The 15,893-nt window shown below is 71.2% G+C and carries 10 protein-coding genes and 1 pseudogene; 6 read left to right on the top strand and 5 right to left on the bottom strand.

The annotated features are described in order from the left end of the window. Positions 1-141 precede the first annotated feature (141 nt). Positions 142-2,127 carry an anthranilate synthase family protein gene (locus tag CLV67_RS22185; RefSeq protein WP_106321407.1) on the top strand — a complete coding sequence of 662 codons (1,986 nt, stop codon included), beginning with the start codon at positions 142-144 and terminating at the stop codon, positions 2,125-2,127. Positions 2,128-4,036: 1,909 nt separating this feature from the next. Continuing rightward, positions 4,037-4,309: a hypothetical protein gene (locus tag CLV67_RS22175; RefSeq protein WP_106321405.1), complete on the top strand. Its 273-nt coding sequence runs from the start codon at positions 4,037-4,039 to the stop codon at positions 4,307-4,309. Between the two features lie 43 nt (positions 4,310-4,352). Here CLV67_RS22175 and CLV67_RS22170 read toward each other — a convergent pair whose 3' ends face one another. Next, positions 4,353-5,117, bottom strand: coding sequence for a hypothetical protein (locus tag CLV67_RS22170; protein WP_106321403.1), 765 nt, complete (start codon positions 5,115-5,117; stop codon positions 4,353-4,355). A gap of 177 nt (positions 5,118-5,294) precedes the next feature. Next, complete coding sequence (locus tag CLV67_RS22165; RefSeq protein WP_106321401.1) at positions 5,295-7,928, bottom strand: MGH1-like glycoside hydrolase domain-containing protein; 2,634 nt, start codon at positions 7,926-7,928, stop codon at positions 5,295-5,297. Positions 7,929-8,020: 92 nt separating this feature from the next. Here CLV67_RS22165 and CLV67_RS22160 point away from each other — a divergent pair, with 92 nt between their 5' ends. Both CLV67_RS22160 and CLV67_RS22155 read left to right on the top strand, forming a co-directional pair. Further along, positions 8,021-9,931, top strand: coding sequence for an amylo-alpha-1,6-glucosidase (locus CLV67_RS22160; protein WP_106321399.1), 1,911 nt, complete (start codon positions 8,021-8,023; stop codon positions 9,929-9,931). Between the two features lie 70 nt (positions 9,932-10,001). After that, entirely contained in the window at positions 10,002-11,465 is a 1,464-nt protein-coding gene (locus tag CLV67_RS22155; protein ID WP_239166430.1) for a GGDEF domain-containing protein, read from the top strand. Positions 11,466-11,481: 16 nt separating this feature from the next. Here CLV67_RS22155 and CLV67_RS22150 read toward each other — a convergent pair whose 3' ends face one another. Both CLV67_RS22150 and CLV67_RS22145 read right to left on the bottom strand, forming a co-directional pair. Beyond that, positions 11,482-12,156 (bottom strand): response regulator, encoded by a 675-nt coding sequence (locus CLV67_RS22150; RefSeq protein ID WP_106321397.1) that lies wholly within the window; start codon positions 12,154-12,156, stop codon positions 11,482-11,484. Then, the gene (locus CLV67_RS22145) at positions 12,153-13,724 is read right to left on the bottom strand and encodes a sensor histidine kinase (protein ID WP_146169258.1); all 1,572 of its coding nucleotides are present in this window, start codon (positions 13,722-13,724) and stop codon (positions 12,153-12,155) included. Before CLV67_RS22145 ends, CLV67_RS22150 begins: the two co-directional genes overlap by 4 nt. A 229-nt stretch (positions 13,725-13,953) precedes the next feature. Between CLV67_RS22145 and CLV67_RS22140 the strand changes: the two genes are divergently transcribed. Further along, the gene (locus tag CLV67_RS22140) at positions 13,954-14,394 is read left to right on the top strand and encodes a DUF1707 SHOCT-like domain-containing protein (protein ID WP_106321395.1); all 441 of its coding nucleotides are present in this window, start codon (positions 13,954-13,956) and stop codon (positions 14,392-14,394) included. Between the two features lie 111 nt (positions 14,395-14,505). Further along, a complete protein-coding gene (locus CLV67_RS22135; protein WP_106321393.1) occupies positions 14,506-15,327 on the top strand; it encodes a metal-dependent hydrolase in 822 nt (273 codons plus the stop codon). A gap of 122 nt (positions 15,328-15,449) precedes the next feature. On the opposite strand, the pseudogene CLV67_RS52725 reads toward CLV67_RS22135, so the two are convergent. Continuing rightward, positions 15,450-15,893: pseudogene (locus CLV67_RS52725) on the bottom strand (hypothetical protein); the annotation flags it as partial.

The following is a 15,893-nucleotide window of genomic DNA, read 5'->3' as shown; positions in this document are numbered from 1 at the left end:
CATGCGCGCAAGACTGACCATGTGGTGGCCCGCCTGACCGGCGGCCCCTTCCCGCGCGCTACACACCGCGGCCGCCTCGCTGAGGCGGCCTTTTTCGTGGCCGGATCTCGGCCCGGTGGCCCTCACCAGAAACGAGGGACCATGCCATACGCCCTGTTGCACCGCGACGGCGCCGACCACGTCGACGTCCTCACCGGCGACGTGGTCACCGTCGGCACGCTCGACGAGATCCCGATGACGCCCGGCACACCCGTGCTGGCCGTCATCGGGTACCGGCAGATCACCGAACGTGGTTTCGACTGCGTCGACGACGGTGCCCCGCTGGAATGCCTGCTGGTCAGGTCACGGCATCGTGAGCCGCTGGAGAACTTCCCGCCCGGCGACATCACCCTGCGCGACGGCGGTTTCGACCTGTCCGACGACGAGTACGGCAGCATCGTCGAGGACGTGCTCCGCGACGAGATCGGGCACGGCGAAGGCGCCAACTTCGTCATCCACCGCACCTACACGGCACGCTTCGAAGGCGACCCGCGCGCCGCGTTCGGCCGGCTGCTCGCCGGTGAGCAGGGCACCTACTGGACGTTCCTGGTCGACACCGGCAACCGGATCCTCGTCGGCGCCACCCCCGAACGGCACGTCAGCGTCCTCGACGGCATCGTCATGATGAACCCGATCAGCGGCACCTTCCGCAACGGCTCCGGCGACATCCTCGACTTCCTGCGCGACCCCAAGGAGATCGAGGAGCTGTACATGGTCCTCGACGAGGAACTCAAGATGATGGCCACCGTCGCCGAACACGGCGGTCAGGTCGCCGGCCCGTACCTCAAGGAGATGGCCCGGCTCACCCACACCGAGTACCTGCTGGCCGGTCGCGGTTCCCTGGACGTGCGGGCGGTGCTGCGTGAAACCATGTTCGCCCCCACCGTCACCGGCAGCCCCATCGAGAACGCCTGCCGCGTCATCGCCCGCCACGAACGCCGCGGCCGCCGCTACTACGCCGGCGTACTGGCGCTGCTCGACCACGACGACTCCGGCCGGCAGACGCTGGACGCGCCGATCCTCATCCGGACCGCCGAGATCACCCCCGACGGTGTCCTGCGCGTGCCGGTGGGCGCCACGCTCGTCCGCCATTCCACCGCGGCGGGCGAGGTGGCGGAAACTCACACCAAGGCGTCCGGCCTGCTGTCCGCGCTGGGCGCGGTTCCTGCAAACCCTCATGTTGTACGCAGTGACGCGCACTCGCCGGAGGTCCAGTCGCTTCTGGCCGCCCGCAACGACGAGCTGGCCCGCTTCTGGCTCGACTCCCGGGCTCCCGGAGCGCTGACGGTCCCGTCCCTGGCCGGCCGGCACGCCGCGATCGTCGACGCCGAGGACACCTTCACGGCGATGCTCGCCCACCAGCTGAAAGCCCTGGGCCTGACCGTCACCGTCCACTCCTGGAAATCCCTGGCCTCCTCGTCGGTGCCCGTCCCCGGCGGATCACCGGTGCTGCCGGACGTCCTCGCCTCGGCGGATCTGATCCTCTTCGGGCCCGGCCCCGGTGACCCGTCCGACCTCGGCGACCCCAAGATGGCGACCCTGCACCGGCTCGTCACCGCGGCTCTCGCGGCGGAGCATCCGCTCTTCGCGGTCTGTCTCGGCCAGCAGATCCTCGCCTCGCTGCTCGGGCTGCCCCTGGCCCGCCGGGACTCGCCCTACCAGGGTCTCGCCCGCGACGTCAGCCTGTTCGGCACGAACCGCCGAGTCGGCTTCTACTCCAGCTTCTCCGCGGTGGCCACCGCTCCCCCCGCATCCTCCGACTCCGCCGCCATCGCATTCTCCGCCACCGCATCCTCCGCCACCGCATCCTCCGGCTCTGCCATCACCGCATGCCCGGGCTCCGCCGCACCCGTGAGCTCCGCCGTCCCCGCACCGCCTGGCTCCACCACCGGCGTGATCACTGCTCACGGCCCCGTCGACCTGGCCGTCGATCCCGCCGACGGCACCGTCCACGCGCTGCGCGGTGACGGCTTCGCGGGCGTCCAGTTCCACCCGGAGTCCGTACTGAGCCGCGACGGCGTCGACATCCTCCGCGAACTTCTTCCACCACTTCTCGCCCACATGGTTAACCCCGCGATTCCCGGGTAGCGAAACAGTGTCGGTGGTCCAAGGCGATCGAGAGCCTCTCCTTGGACCACCGACCCTTTTCTCCCACTCAACTCTCTCGTCCCGCCCTCCGGCCTACCCGGCCCTGCTCGGCCACGCAGCCTTTCCTTCGTACTCCGGCTACGTCTTTCCGTCCGGGACCGGCTCGCCCGTGCCCTCCGGCTCTGCCGACTGACCTGCACGGCCGCCTTCGGCGCCGATCACCACCCAGCACGGACCGCCACCCGGCACGGACCGGCCGCCTTGGGTAGCGCGCTGTGACTCCGCTTACGCGTCGGGGCGCTCGGCGCGCACGGGACGGGTGCAAGTGACCCCACCGTCGCTATGGCGACGGCCATCGTCCGCGGAACGCCAGCGTGCGCTTTCAGCGTCGCCAGAAGCGCGAGCGACGCACACACGACCATGCAATGTGTGACTCCAGCGCTGCTGGCGAACGGCCGGAGCACACACAGGACAGCACCGTGCGAGGTCGCGACCGGCGGGCGTTCCCTGGGTTGTCCACAGGGGCTTACACGCCGCTTCCGGCGGCGTAATGCTGGATCGGTGAACGCCACCCGGGACACCGACCCCGCCCTCACCGCGCTCCTCGACCGGCAGCGTGCGGTGATCAGCTGGCGGCAGGCTCGCCGTCATCTGTCCGAGAGCACCGTTCGCCACCGGGTCGCTTCCGGGAGTTGGCGTCGCGTCCACCGGGGCGTTTTCCTGGCGCACGCCGGACCGATCGGCCGAGCGGAGGGTTTGTGGGTGGCATCGCTGGCGGTGGGTAACGGGCGGCCCGCGCTGCTCGGCGGTTCCACCGCTCTCCGGGTGCTCGGCCTGCGCCTGCCCGACGACGCGGAGCCGGTCCACGTCCTGCTCCCGGCCCACCTGACCGATCGTGATCCTCCGCCGGGTGTGGTGGTGCACCGCAGCCGGCACCTTCCCCGTGCCGACGCTCGCTTCGACACGGCCCCACCGTGTACTACGGCCGCACGTTCCCTGGTCGACGCGGCCCGGTGGGCGTTCACCGATGCGGGCGCGGTCTCGATCATTGCGGCCACCTTCCAGCAGCGACTGGTCACAGCGGCCGAGGTGAACGCCGTGCTCGGTGCCGAGCAGCGGATACGCCGCCGATCCGTCATCGAGTCCGCGGTGGCCGATGCCTCGGGAGGGTCGGAGTCCGCGTACGAGATCGAGTTCCTCCGTCTCTGCCGGCAGGCAGGACTTCCACGCCCGTCCAGGCAGACGGTGCGGCGCGACCGATCCGGCCGTAACCGCTACCGCGACGTGTATTTCGACGTCTGGCGGGTGCAGATCGAGATCGACGGTGCACAACACATGGACGTGTACGGGTGGGGTGGTATGCCGACATGCGAGCCGGCAACGAGATCGCCATCAGCGGTGTCCGGCTGCTCCGCTTCCCCGGCTGGGCCGTCCGCTACCGCCCGCGGGAAGTCATCGCGGACGTCCGGGCAGCCCTGTACGCAGCTGGCTGGCGCGGCGGACAGCCGTCCCCCGGCACCCAGCGGCGGCATGATCACACCCCGCCCAGACCCCGCGCCAGGCTTCAACCGGCCACATCGGCACCCACGCGACCCCACCGACCGTCAACCGGCAACATCGGTCCGGGCGTCGCGCGAGACGGCGAGGAGGCTGGCCGGGCCGGGGATCAGGTCGCCGGTGCTGCGGGGCGAAGGCGCGGCCCGAGTGCTGCACGGGCCGATCGTGTCCGAGGCGCCGGGCCGGGAGGACAGAACGGGAGGACAGGCCGGCGATCTGGGATGCGACCGTCACCCCTATGAGGATCGACTACCTCTTCGAGGTGAAACCCGGGCGGAGCCGACCTTCGGGGTTTACCGTCGCCCCATGTACGGGTACCCGGGCTTGCGTCGCTGAACTCCGGAGGAGAACCTTGGCCGAGCCGCATGTGACCCTTGACCCGCAGACCCTCAACCCCGTGGAGCAGAAGCTCCGCGGCCCGCTGGAGGATCAGCTCAGTTCCGCTCTTCAGGCCGCGACCGTCAAGGTCGAGCAGCACTACGCCGGGGAGAGCGTCGAACAGGTCGCCGCAATGCTACTGGAGCAGGCCAAGGCCGGCCTGCACCCGGACATCGCCGCCGGCTTCAACCCCGACCACGAGCAGTTGCGCCACGTGGCCGAGGTGATCGTTACCCGCTCGCACTGACCGTCGTGTGGATCCCGGGCACCCGGGGTCCACACGCGACAGGTCAGGAGGGCAGCGGCTTCGCGGCGGGCGGAGCCACGACCTCGCCGACGCGGACGCCGTAGTCGGAGAACGTCATGCCGGTCCCGGCGGCCACCTTCGCCGCGTCCCCCTCCGGCTTGAACCGGTAGTCCACGAGCCGGCCCGCATCGTCGAAGCTCGCCTCGAACGGCATGGCCTTCAAGGTCGGCGTGCCGCTGGCGGCGGGACCGCCGCCCAACGGCATGAGCTTCGTCAGGTCGATCGTGCCCTTGACGGTATCTGCGGCGGCCCACTGCACGTCGGCGGCGGTCTCGAGTTGCTTGGTCACGTCGGACGGATCGAACTTGGATACGGAGTTCAGCGGACTGTCGTCGCCGATCCGGTGCCATTTCCCGTCGGCGGGCCCGCCGCTGCCGTCCGCCTTCTCGACCTTCACATAGACCACCCCGTCGACGTCCCGGATCGTGATGGTGCTCGCATTGCCGGATGTCGTGGTGGTGGCGACGAACTCGCGGTTCTTGCTCGCCGGGTTGATCAGGCCGGTCATCGTGCCTTTCTCACCGATGTACGAGGTGAACCGGTAGTTCTCCGTCTTCAGCGCCCCGAGAGACGCGGCGAGTGCGGCGGCCGCGTCGGTCCGCTCAGCGGCCGCGCTCGCCGGCGCGCTGACGGTGGTGGTGCCCGGCTTCACCGCACGGGCGCCGTCCCCGGCAGCACAGCCACCGGTTGCAAGCGCCGTCGCCAGCAGCACACCGGCACCGCCACGAAAACTGATCCGCACGCCCATCCGGCCTCCCCTTCGACGGTCCGACCGACGCGGCCGGACCGAGGGGACACTCTAGCGATGATCACCGATCGGTGAACGCGACTTTCCGGGGCGTCGCGCGACGGCCCGGAATCTCATGATGCGCCTGGCACCCGGCGGCCGGCCCGACTCGGCCACCTCAGCGACAGACGTCGATCTCTAGCGATCGGGGCCGGACCTCAGGTTGAAGACGAGGTCGAGGACGAGCGCCGTCCAGCCGGTCTGGTGCCAGGCGCCCAGACCGGCGCCGTTGTCGCCGTTGAAATACTCCGGGAAGGCGATCAGGTCCTTCCAGTCCCGGTGGGTCTGGAACAGCTCGGTGGCGCCGTAGATGGGCCGCCGCCCCTCGGCGTCCGGCACGAACAGGCCGATCAGGCGGCGGGACAGATCGTCGGCGATCTCACCGAGGCCCTTCTTGCACTGTGAACCTGTCGGGTACTCGGCCTTCAGGTCGTCACCGTAGAACTCGGCGTACTCGCGCAGCGCCTGCACCAGCAGGTAGTTGACCGGCATCCACACCGGACCGCGCCAGTTGGAGTTGCCGCCGAACAGGCCGCTGGTGCTCTCGGCCGGCTCGTAGCCGACGGTGAAGTCCGAGCCGCCGAGCGACACGGTGAACGGCTTCTCCAGGTGGGCCCGGGACAGCGTGCGGAGGCCGTACGGTGAAAGGAATTCCTCCGGATCCAGCAGCCGGGCCAGGATCCTCAGCAGCTGGTCCTGACCCACCATGCTGAGAAGGCGCTGCTGGCGCCGATCGGCGCCGCCGAGGCGCCGCGCGCTGATCACGTCGCCGAACTCGCCCTGATGATGCAGCATCCAGCGGACCCGGGCGCTGATCCCCGGCAGCCGGTTGAGCGTCTCCGAGGTGAGCCGGGTGGTGGCGGCGAGCGGCAGCAGGCCCACGATGGAGCGCGCCTTGAGCGGCACCTTGTGTCCGTCGGGCAGGCGCAGCACGTCGTAGAAGAAGCTGTCCTCCTCGTCCCACAGCCCCTGCCGGTACGCCGCCTCGGCGATGTACGTGAAGTGCTCGAAGAACTTGGTGGCCATGTCCTCGTAGGTCCGGTCGTGCAGGGCCAGCAGGATGGACATGTCGAGCAGGTTGAGCGCGTACATGGCCATCCAGCCCGTGCCGTCGGACTGTTCGAGAACCCCGGCGACCGGCAGCGCGGCGGACCTGTCGAACGGGCCGACGTTGTCGAGGCCGAGGAAGCCGCCCTCGAACACGTTGTGGCCGCCGACATCCTTGCGGTTGACCCACCACGTGAAGTTGAGCAGCAGCTTGTGCATGATCCGGGACAGGAAGTCGAAGTCGCGGGAGCCGTCGATCTTGAACACCTGCAGGGCCGCCCAGGCGTGCACCGGCGGATTCACGTCCGAGAACGACCACTCGTACGCCGGAATCTGGCCGTTGGGGTGCATGTACCACTCGCGGAGCAGCAGCAGGAGCTGGGACTTCGCGAAACCCGGATCCACGCGCGCGATGCTGACACAGTGGAACGCCAGGTCCCATGCGGCGTACCAGGGGTACTCCCACGGGTCGGGCATGCTGATGACGTCGAAGCTGTTCATGTGCCACCAGCCGTTGTTGCGCCCGTAGCGCCGGCCCGGTGGCGGCGGCGCGTTGCCCGGATCGCCGCGCAGCCACTGTTTGACGTCGAAGTGGTAGAACTGCTTGCCCCACATCAGACCCGCGACGGCCTGCCGTGCGACGTCCTTCTCGTCGTCGGTCGCGGCCTCGGGCAGCACCTCGCCGAAGAACTCGTCGGCCTCAGCGAGCCGGGTCCGCATCACCTCGGCCCAGCCGTCCCCCAGGTCGGCGGGAGGCAATGGGCGGTCACTCTGGGTGAGACGAAGCCGGAGGGTACGGGTCTCCCCCGCGCCCATCCACAGCCGGTAGTGCAGAGCACCCTTGGTGCCGACGCCGTTCGGGTTGACGGTCGGCGTGCGGTGGATGAGGTGGTCGTTGATGCCGTCCTTCGGGTACGGGCTGCGCCCCGGCAGTCCCCACAGGCGCTGCGCGTTCGTCTCGTTGTCGCACATCAGCGCGACCGGCGCGCCCTGCCCGTCGAGGGTGAGGTGGCCGAGCGACCGGTGCTCCGCGTCCAGGCGGCCGGGCGTGCCCGTCATGGCCGGCGCCTGCCGGTTGGGCAGCCCCCACGACCAGGTGTTGCGGAACCACAGGGTGGGCAGCACGTGCAGCACCGCCGGGTCGGGCCCGCGGTTGCTCACCGTGATCGCGATGCAGACGTCGGTCGGACCGGCCTTGGCGTAATCGACGGTGACGGCCCAGAACCGGTCGTGGTCGAAGACGCCGGTGTCGACGAGCTCGTACTCGCCCTCGTTGCGGGACCGGGCCCCGTTGACGCGCACGAGCTGGTCGTACGGGAACGCCGCCTGCGGGTAGTGGTAACGCCAGCGCATCCAGGAGTGGGTCGGCGTCGAGTCCTGGTACCACCAGTAGTCCTTGGCGTCCTCGCCGTGGTTGCCGCCGTCGCCGCCGAGGCCGAACATCCGCTCCTTGAGGATCGGGTCCTTGCCGTTCCACAGCGCCAGCGCGAAGGCGAACGTCTGCCGGTCGTCGCAGAGGCCGGCCATGCCGTCCTCGTTCCAGCGGTAGGCCCGGGAGCGCGCGTGGTCGTGCGGGAAGTAGTCCCACGCCGTCCCGTGTTCGCTGTAGTCCTCACGAACCGTGCCCCAGGCGCGCTCCGCGAGGTAGGGACCCCACGCCCGCCACGGCTGCTCGCCGGAGTCGGCCTGGGCCAGGCGCACCCGCTCCGACACGTCCGTTCTCACCCCCACTACCCGAATCCCGCAGTCGATCACCCTGAAGACTGTCACGCTGATGTGTCAAGTGTGTAAGCCTCGGCGCGATTGGGGTTCTTCCCGTGTCTACGGTCCGCCCGATCACTTTCGGTCCTCAGGTCTGCGCCCGCCTCAACGAGGGCGCCACACGGGAATGGCTGGTACCCGATGGGGTCGGCGGCTATGCCATGGGAACGGTCAGCGGACTGCGGACCCGCCGCTATCACGGCCTGCTCGTGGTGGCGGGCGACACACCCGCGTCCCGCCATCTGGGCCTCGCGTCCCTCGATCCGGTCGTCACCCTGCCGTCCGGCGCGGTGGTCCGGCTGGGTGTGCACGAGTGGGCCGACGGCGCCATCGCCCCGGCCGGCCACCGGCTGCTCGCCGGTTTCGCCCTGATCGACGGGGTGCCGCGGTGGCGGTGGCGCCTCGGCGGGGTGGTGATCGAGCGGGAGATCGCCGCGGTGCACGGCCGGCCCGCGGTCGCGATCGTGCACCGGCTGGTCGCCGGCGGCCCGGTCCGGCTCACCCTCGAGGCGCTCTGCACCTGGCGGGACGCGCACGGCGAGCGGACGGCGGCCGGCGCGCCTCCGGCGGTCACCGCGACGGCGGACGGCTGCGTGGTCGAGAACGCCTACCGGATCAGGGGGCCGGGCTTCACGCCGGGAGGCGAGTGGTTCCGCGACGTCCGTCACCGGACGGAGGACGAGCGAGGCCTCACTTCGGCAGAGGATCTCTGGTACGGCGGAAGCTTCCATGTGGATCTGCCGGCCCCCGGGGACATCGCCGAGGTGTCGGCCTGGGCGGGCGACCTCGACGATCCGCCGCCACCCGCCGGTCCGGCCGTGGTCGCGGCCCGCACCCGCAACCGGGCGGTCGTCCTGGCGGCGTCACCTGCCGACGAGACCCAGGCGACCCTGGCCCTGGCCGCCGACGCGTTCGTGGTCCGCACCCGCAACGGGCCGGACGTGGTCGCCGGTTACCCGTGGTTCGGGTCGTGGTCGCGGGACACGATGATCGCCTACGAGGGCCTGTTCCTGGCGACGAACCGGGCCGAGCAGGGGCGGGAACTGCTCCGGGCGTACGCCGGGACGCTGTCCGAGGGCATGCTGGCGAACACCGCCGACACCGGGGCCGTCGAATACAACACCGTCGACGGCACCCTCTGGTTCCTGCACGCGGCGGGCCGGCACGTGGCGGTCACCGGCGACGACGACCTGGCCGCCGAACTGCTGCCCGCACTGCGTGACGTGATCACGTACCACCTGTCCGGCACCCGGTACGGCATCCGCACCGACCCGGCCGACGGCCTGCTCCGGGCCGGCGCCCAGGGTAAGGCCCTGACCTGGATGGACGCGCGCGTCGACGGGGTTCCGGTGACCGCGCGCGCCGGCAAGCCGGTCGAGGTGAACGCGCTCTGGATCAACGCACTGGCCACCGTGCTGGAGCTGTCCGCCCGGACCGGGATCCCGCCCGGAACCGCCGAACGCGCCTGCCCGCAGGCCCGGGAGGGGTTCGCCCGGCTCTTCCCGGCGCCCGGCGGCCTGCTCCACGACGTGGTCGGCGGTTCCGGGGAGGACCCGGTGCTGCGGCCCAACCAGCTGCTCGCCTGGTCGCTGCCGCACGCGCCGGCCCGGCCCGGCCGGGAGACGCTGGACCGGCTCGGCTCCGCGCTGCTCACCCCGCTCGGGCCGCGGAGTCTCGCGCCCGGCGAGCTCGGTTACTCGGGGCGGCACCGTGGCACACCGGCGGAGCGCGATCGGGCGTACCACACCGGAACCGTCTGGCCGTGGCTGACCGGACCGTGGGTGACCGCCCTGCACCGGGTCGGCGCGAGCGGCGAGGACGTGCTGACCGACGCCGAGGCCCACCTGTCCGAGCACGGGCTCGGCTCGATCTCCGAGACCGCCGACGGTGACCCGCCGCACCGGGCCACCGGCTGCCCGTTCCAGGCCTGGTCGGTCGCAGAGCACCTGCGCGCCCGCCGCCTCTGACCGTGCTCCCGCAACCGGGGGATTCCGGCTCCGCACCCGGAATGCAACCGAGTGCCGGGATGCTCGGCTGGTGCGACGTGATCGGCGGGCCGGGCTCGCCTGGCTCGGTGTGCTGACGATCTGTGTCGCCATGCGCGTGTGGTCCGGGATCGTGGAGGCGCCGTACCTGGCCACCATCGCGCCGTACATGGTGGTCAGCGCGGGTGTGCCGATCGTCGTCCTGATCGGGACGCTGTGGCATCGGCCGCCGCACCGGGCCGGCTGGTTCCTGCTGTTCGCCGCCCAGGTGCTCTACGCGATCGCGGACGGGATGACCGTCTACGACAGCTGGCTCGGCGGCTACCTCGAGCCGACCCCGGCCGACCTCACCTACTTCCTCTACTACCTGCTGCTGTGCGCCGCCGTGCTGGTGTTCATCCGCCGCCGCGCGCCCGGCTGGGACATCCCGAGCGGGGTCGACGCGCTGGTCGTGGCGATCAGTGCCGGCCTGCTCAGCTGGATCTACGTCCTCGAACCGCTCACCGCCGACTCCGGGCTGCCGCTCAACGCGAAGCTCACGCAGGCCGCGTACCCGGTCCTGGATCTGATGGTCTTCATCCTGGCGATCCGCCTGGTCATGGGCACCGGAACCCGCGGGGCGGTGCTCTATCTGCTGCTCGGCAGCATGTCGCTGATGTTCGTGGTGGACACCGCGTACGCGGTCGAGGGCATCGCCGACGGCAGCCCTGCCTCGGAGTCGTACCTCGACGCCATGTGGATGATCTCGCTCGGCATGCTCGGCTCCGCCGCCCTGCATCCCGGCATCCGCCGTTTCGACCAGCGCAGCGACACCGCGCTGCCGGACGCGTCACCGGGCCGGCTCGGCATGCTCACCGTCGCGGTGCTGATGGCGCCCGGCGTGCAGTTCATCCAGTGGCTGTTCGACGATCCGGTGAGCGTGCCGCTGATCAGTGCCGCCTGCGCGGTGATGTTCCTGCTCGTGCTGGCCCGGATGTCCGGCCTCGTCGCCGCCCAGCGCCGGGCCGCCGTCACCGACTCGCTCACCGGGCTGCACACCCGGCGGCACTTCACGCAGGCGCTCGCCGTCGAATGTCGCAGGTCTGCGCGTACCGGCCATGGGGTGGGCCTTCTCGTCATCGACGTCGACCATTTCAAACAGGTCAACGATGGGTACGGCCACCCGGCCGGCGATCAGGTGCTGCGTGAGGTGGCCCGCCGGCTGACCGTGGGCAGCCGTGCCGGTGGGGTGGTCGCCCGGTACGGCGGCGAGGAGTTCGTGGTGCTCGCCCCGCACACCGGCCCCGACGAGCTGCTCGCCCTGGCCGAGCGCCTGCGCACCGAGGTCTCCGGCCTGCCCGTCGACGTCGGCGGCGACCTGCTGGCGGTGACCGTCTCGATCGGCGCCGCCGCGGAGAGCCGTCCCGAACCGGACGCCCTGATGCGCACCGCCGACGAGGCGTTGTACGCCGCCAAGGCCGCCGGCCGCAACCGCGCCGTCCTGTCCCCGTCCACACCCCTCACCCGCCGGTCGTAGCCCGGCCGGCGGGCTTTCAGCCGAGCCAGCCGGGGCGGATCAGGCCGGCCTCGTACGCCTGGACGACCAGCTGGGCCCGGTCGCGGGCGCCCAGCTTGATCATCGTGCGGCTGACGTGGGTCTTCGCGGTGGCCGGGCTGATCACCAGGCGGGCGGCGATCTCGTCGTTGGACAGACCCTCGGCGACGAGCACCATCACCTCGCGCTCCCGGTCGGTGAGCTGGTCGAGTTCGCGGGGTGGCTCGGGCTGCCGGCCGCCGGCCGCCGCCGAGACGAACGAACCGATCACCCGGCGGGTCACGCTCGGCGACAGCAACGCGTCACCGGCGGCGACCGCGCGCACGCCGCGCAGCAGGTCCACCGGCTCGGTGTCCTTCACGAGGAACCCGGACGCGCCGGTACGCAGCGCCTCGAACACATACTCGTCCAGCTCGAACGTGGTCAGGATGACCACTCGGGTGGCGGCCAGCTGCGGATCCGCGGCGATCCGCCGGGTCGCTTCCAGGCCGTCCACGCCGGGCATCCGGATGTCCATCAGAACGACGTCCGGCCGGGTCTCCCGGACCACCTCGACCGCCCGTAAGCCGTCGGCGGCCTCGCCGACCACCTCGATGCCCTCTTCCGCGTCGAGGAGCGCCCGGAACCCGGCCCGCACCAGGGCCTGATCGTCCACCAGCACCACCGAGATCATCGAGCCGCTTCCCCGGGCGCCGCCGAACCCGGCCCTGCCGCTTCCCCGGGCGCCGCCGAACCCGGCGCCGGCGCGGAATCCGGCGCCGTGCCGGGAACGAGGTCGCTGCGGCGTGGGGCGCATGGACCGGGACGCCAGTCCGGTGGCGGCTCGGGCGCGCGGACCACCGGCATCTCGACCGGCTCAGCCGGCGGGACGGGCGCCGTCAGCCAGGCCGGTTCCTCCACCGGCTCGGGCGCGGACGGCGGGGTGACCGGCGTGCCCCACGGCGACGGTTCGGGGCCGGTCGACTCGGGCAGCGAACCCGCCGGGAGCGGGCCGGCTCCGGGAACCGGTGGAGCCGGCACGACGGCTGTGACCCCGAAACCACCGGCCTGCCGCGGTCCGGCCGTGAGCCGTCCGCCCAGGCTCTCGGCCCGGGCCCGCATACCGGTGATGCCGCTGCCCGCGGCGTTGCCCTCGGTCGTGGCGCCGGTATTGGTGACCGACAGGGCCAGGGTGGCGGGCTGGTAGGTGATCTCGATCAGCACATGCGGGTCCGGCCCGGCGTGGCGGCGGACATTGGTGAGCGCCTCCTGCACGATCCGGTACGCGGCCCGGTCGACCTCGGCCGGCAGCACCCGAGGCTCGCCGCCGATCCAGGTGCGCACCGGGAAGCCGGCGTCGGCGGTCAGCCCGGCGAGCCTGCTCAGCCCGAGGGCCGGCTGCCGGGGCGCCGCCTCCCCCTCGGTCCGCAGGACGCCCAGCACCGACCGCACCTCCCGCAACGCCTCCGCGCTCGCCGTCTTGATCGCCGACAGCGCCTCGCGGGCCTGTTCCGGGCGGTTGTCCATCAGATGCAACCCCACTCCCGCCTGCACGTTGATCAGTGAAAGGTGGTGGCCGAGCACGTCGTGCAGCTCCTGCGCCATCCGCAGCCGTTCCTCCGAGGCCTGCCGGCGTTCCTGCTCGTCGCGGGCCCGCTGCCGTTCCTCCCGCGCGCGGGCCAGGGCGGCCAGCTGCTCGCGGCGGGCCTTCGACACGGTGCCGATCAGGACCGAACCGGCGATCCCGACCGCGGCCAGGACCGCCTCCCGGAGGTCGGGCCGGGCGTCGCCGGGCAGGCCGAGCGGGCCGGCCAGCGCCACGGTGACCAGCAGATAGACCGCCCACGCGACGGCGCCGGCGATCGCCGCCTCGATGCGCCGGCCCAGCTTGGCCAGGTTGAACAGCGCCAGTGCGGGGGCGACCGCGTACATCCAGTAGGGCTGGGCGTGGGTGGCGAACGCGATCGACGCCGTCGCGGCGACCACGAACGTCGCGATCGGCGCCTTGCGCCGCCCGAGCAGCACGACGGGGCCCGCGAGCAGGAGCACGTAGTAGAGCAGTGTGGAGTCGACGTGGACGAACCCGCGGTCGGCCAGGTCCTGCGTGCCGGCGAGGTGGAAGATCGTCGCGGCGATCGCAGCCCCGGGCGGCCAGTCGGCGTGCCTCCGGGGCCTGCGCCGCGACCAGGAGTCCAGGTCTTCGGAGGCCCGGCTCACGGGCTCGGGCGGGTCGCACCCGTCCACTCGGTCGACCGGCTTCATGCACCGAACCTACGACACCCGCACCCCGCCCGGCATCGGCCCGCGGGCGTGCCCGGCGGCTACCACCACGGGCGCAGCCGGCGTGCGGCGGATACGACTCCGGGCGTACCGCAGAGATCGAATTCGACTCCGCATGCGCCCGGCGGATGCTTCGCCGGACCGACGCGCCCGGAGGCCTCGCAGCCGACTCTGGAGGCAGGCAAGAACGCCGCCAGCGAAGGAGAAGGCCATGCACCCCCAAGGAACCGCCCCCGGAACGACCCGCCTGCGGACCTCCGACGCGGAACGGGAGACCGTCGCCGAGATCGTGCGCGCCGCCATGGCGGAGGGCCGCCTCGACCTCACCGAGGGCGAAGAGCGTTTGACCAGGGCGTACGCCTCCAAGTTCCGTGACGAGCTGATGCCGCTGACCGCCGATCTGCCGGACGGGGGCCGCCGGGCACTGGCCCGCACCCCGCAGGTCCGCGCCGCGACACGCCGATCGCTCACCCGGCACGCGAGCTTCATCCTGATCGCCGCGGGCGTCCTCACCGCACTGTGGATCCTGTCGGGCTCCCAGTTCTTCTGGCCGGTCATTCCGCTGTCGTTCCTGGTGATCGGGCTGGTGAAGCACGCCCGGTACGGCCGGTGGAACCCGGAGTACAGCTTCGGCCACTGGGTCCGGCACTGACCGTCCGCTGTCGGGTGGCCGACCCCACGTACGACACGCTCATCCAGTCGTTGATCTTCTTCGTTCTCTCTGCCACAGTGGCCGAGTTTTGTTCGGGGAGGGACAACGCAGATGATGGGTCCGTCGCACGCGCTATCCGGCGCGGCCGCCTGGCTGGCCGGCAGTTGGGCGCTCGACCAGTTCGCCAACGTGAGCCAGACGCCGCTGGAGGTGGCGGTCGGCACGGCGATCTGTGCGGGCGGCGCCCTCCTGCCCGACCTGGACATGTCCGGCAAGGTGACCCGCAATCAGGGCGGGGCGACGGTCGCCCGGACCTTCGGTGTGGCGTCACTGTTCGTCGCCGAGGTCGTGGAGAAGTTCTCGCTGGGCGTCTACACCGCCACCAAGCTGAAGCGTGACCCGCGCCGCGACAACGGCCACCGCACCTTCACCCACACGCTGCCGTTCTGCGCCCTCCTCGGCTGGGGCACCACCTCGCTGGCCGACAGCTACGGGTACTGGGCGGTCATCGGCATCGTCTTCTTCATGAGCGGCCTCGCCCTGCGCGGCCTCTTCGACGACTGGGCGGAACGCGCCGGCTGGGTCATCGTGACCCTGGCCTCGGCCGCGATCGCCTGGTTCACTGCCGCCAACCTGCCCAGCGACCGCGGCTACCCCCTGCTGGGCCTGGCTGTCGCGGTCGGCTGTTTCGTCCACATCCTCGGCGACATGATCACCAAGAACGGCGTACCCATCCTCTGGCCGATCCCGATCAGACGCCGCATGTGGCTGATGATCGGCATCCCGAACAGCATGGCCGTCAAGGTGGGCGGCAAGGTCGAGGTGGTCATCCTCCGGACCGCCTTCACGGTGATCTCCCTGCTCTCCATCGGCGGCCTGTTCGTTCCGGGCGTGCTCGAACGCTTCAACCTGGACATCTGGGCAAGCAAATAATCCGGGGGTACGGCTGACGAGCCGTCCCCGTACGAACGGTCACAGGCCGCACCCCGTCTCGGGATGCGGCCTGTGCTTTTCACTCGTTCAGGCGCCCACTGTCCCGGCGCCACACCGATCCGTCACGGCAACCATCGCGCCGGCACTGCGAACGTCGGTTCCCCCGTGCCGGAGTCGGCCTCTGCCTGCTCAACCGGGTCGGTCGTCTCAACCGGGTCCGTGGTCTCAACCGGGTCCGTCGTCTCAACCGGGTCGGTCGTCTCAACCGGGTCCGTGGTCTCGAACGGGTCCGTCGTCTCAACCGGGTCGGTCGTCTCGAACGGGTCGGTCGTCTCAACCGGGTCCGTGGTCTCAACCGGGTCCGTCGTCTCAACCGGGTCCGTGGTCTCGAACGGGTCGGTCGTCTCAACCGGGTCCGTGGTCTCGAACGGGTCGGTCGTCTCAACCGGGTCCGTGGTCTCGAACGGGTCGGTCGTCTCAACCGGGTCCGTGGTCTCAACCGGGTCCGTGGTCTCAACCGGGTCCGTGGTCTCGAACGGGTCGGTCGTCTCAACCGGGTCCGTGGT

The organism is Actinoplanes italicus, from assembly GCF_003001815.1.
GTDB lineage: Bacteria > Actinomycetota > Actinomycetes > Mycobacteriales > Micromonosporaceae > Actinoplanes > Actinoplanes italicus.
The sequence above is the reverse complement of the archived record's forward strand: the minus strand, read 5'-3'. Positions and strand labels throughout refer to the sequence as shown.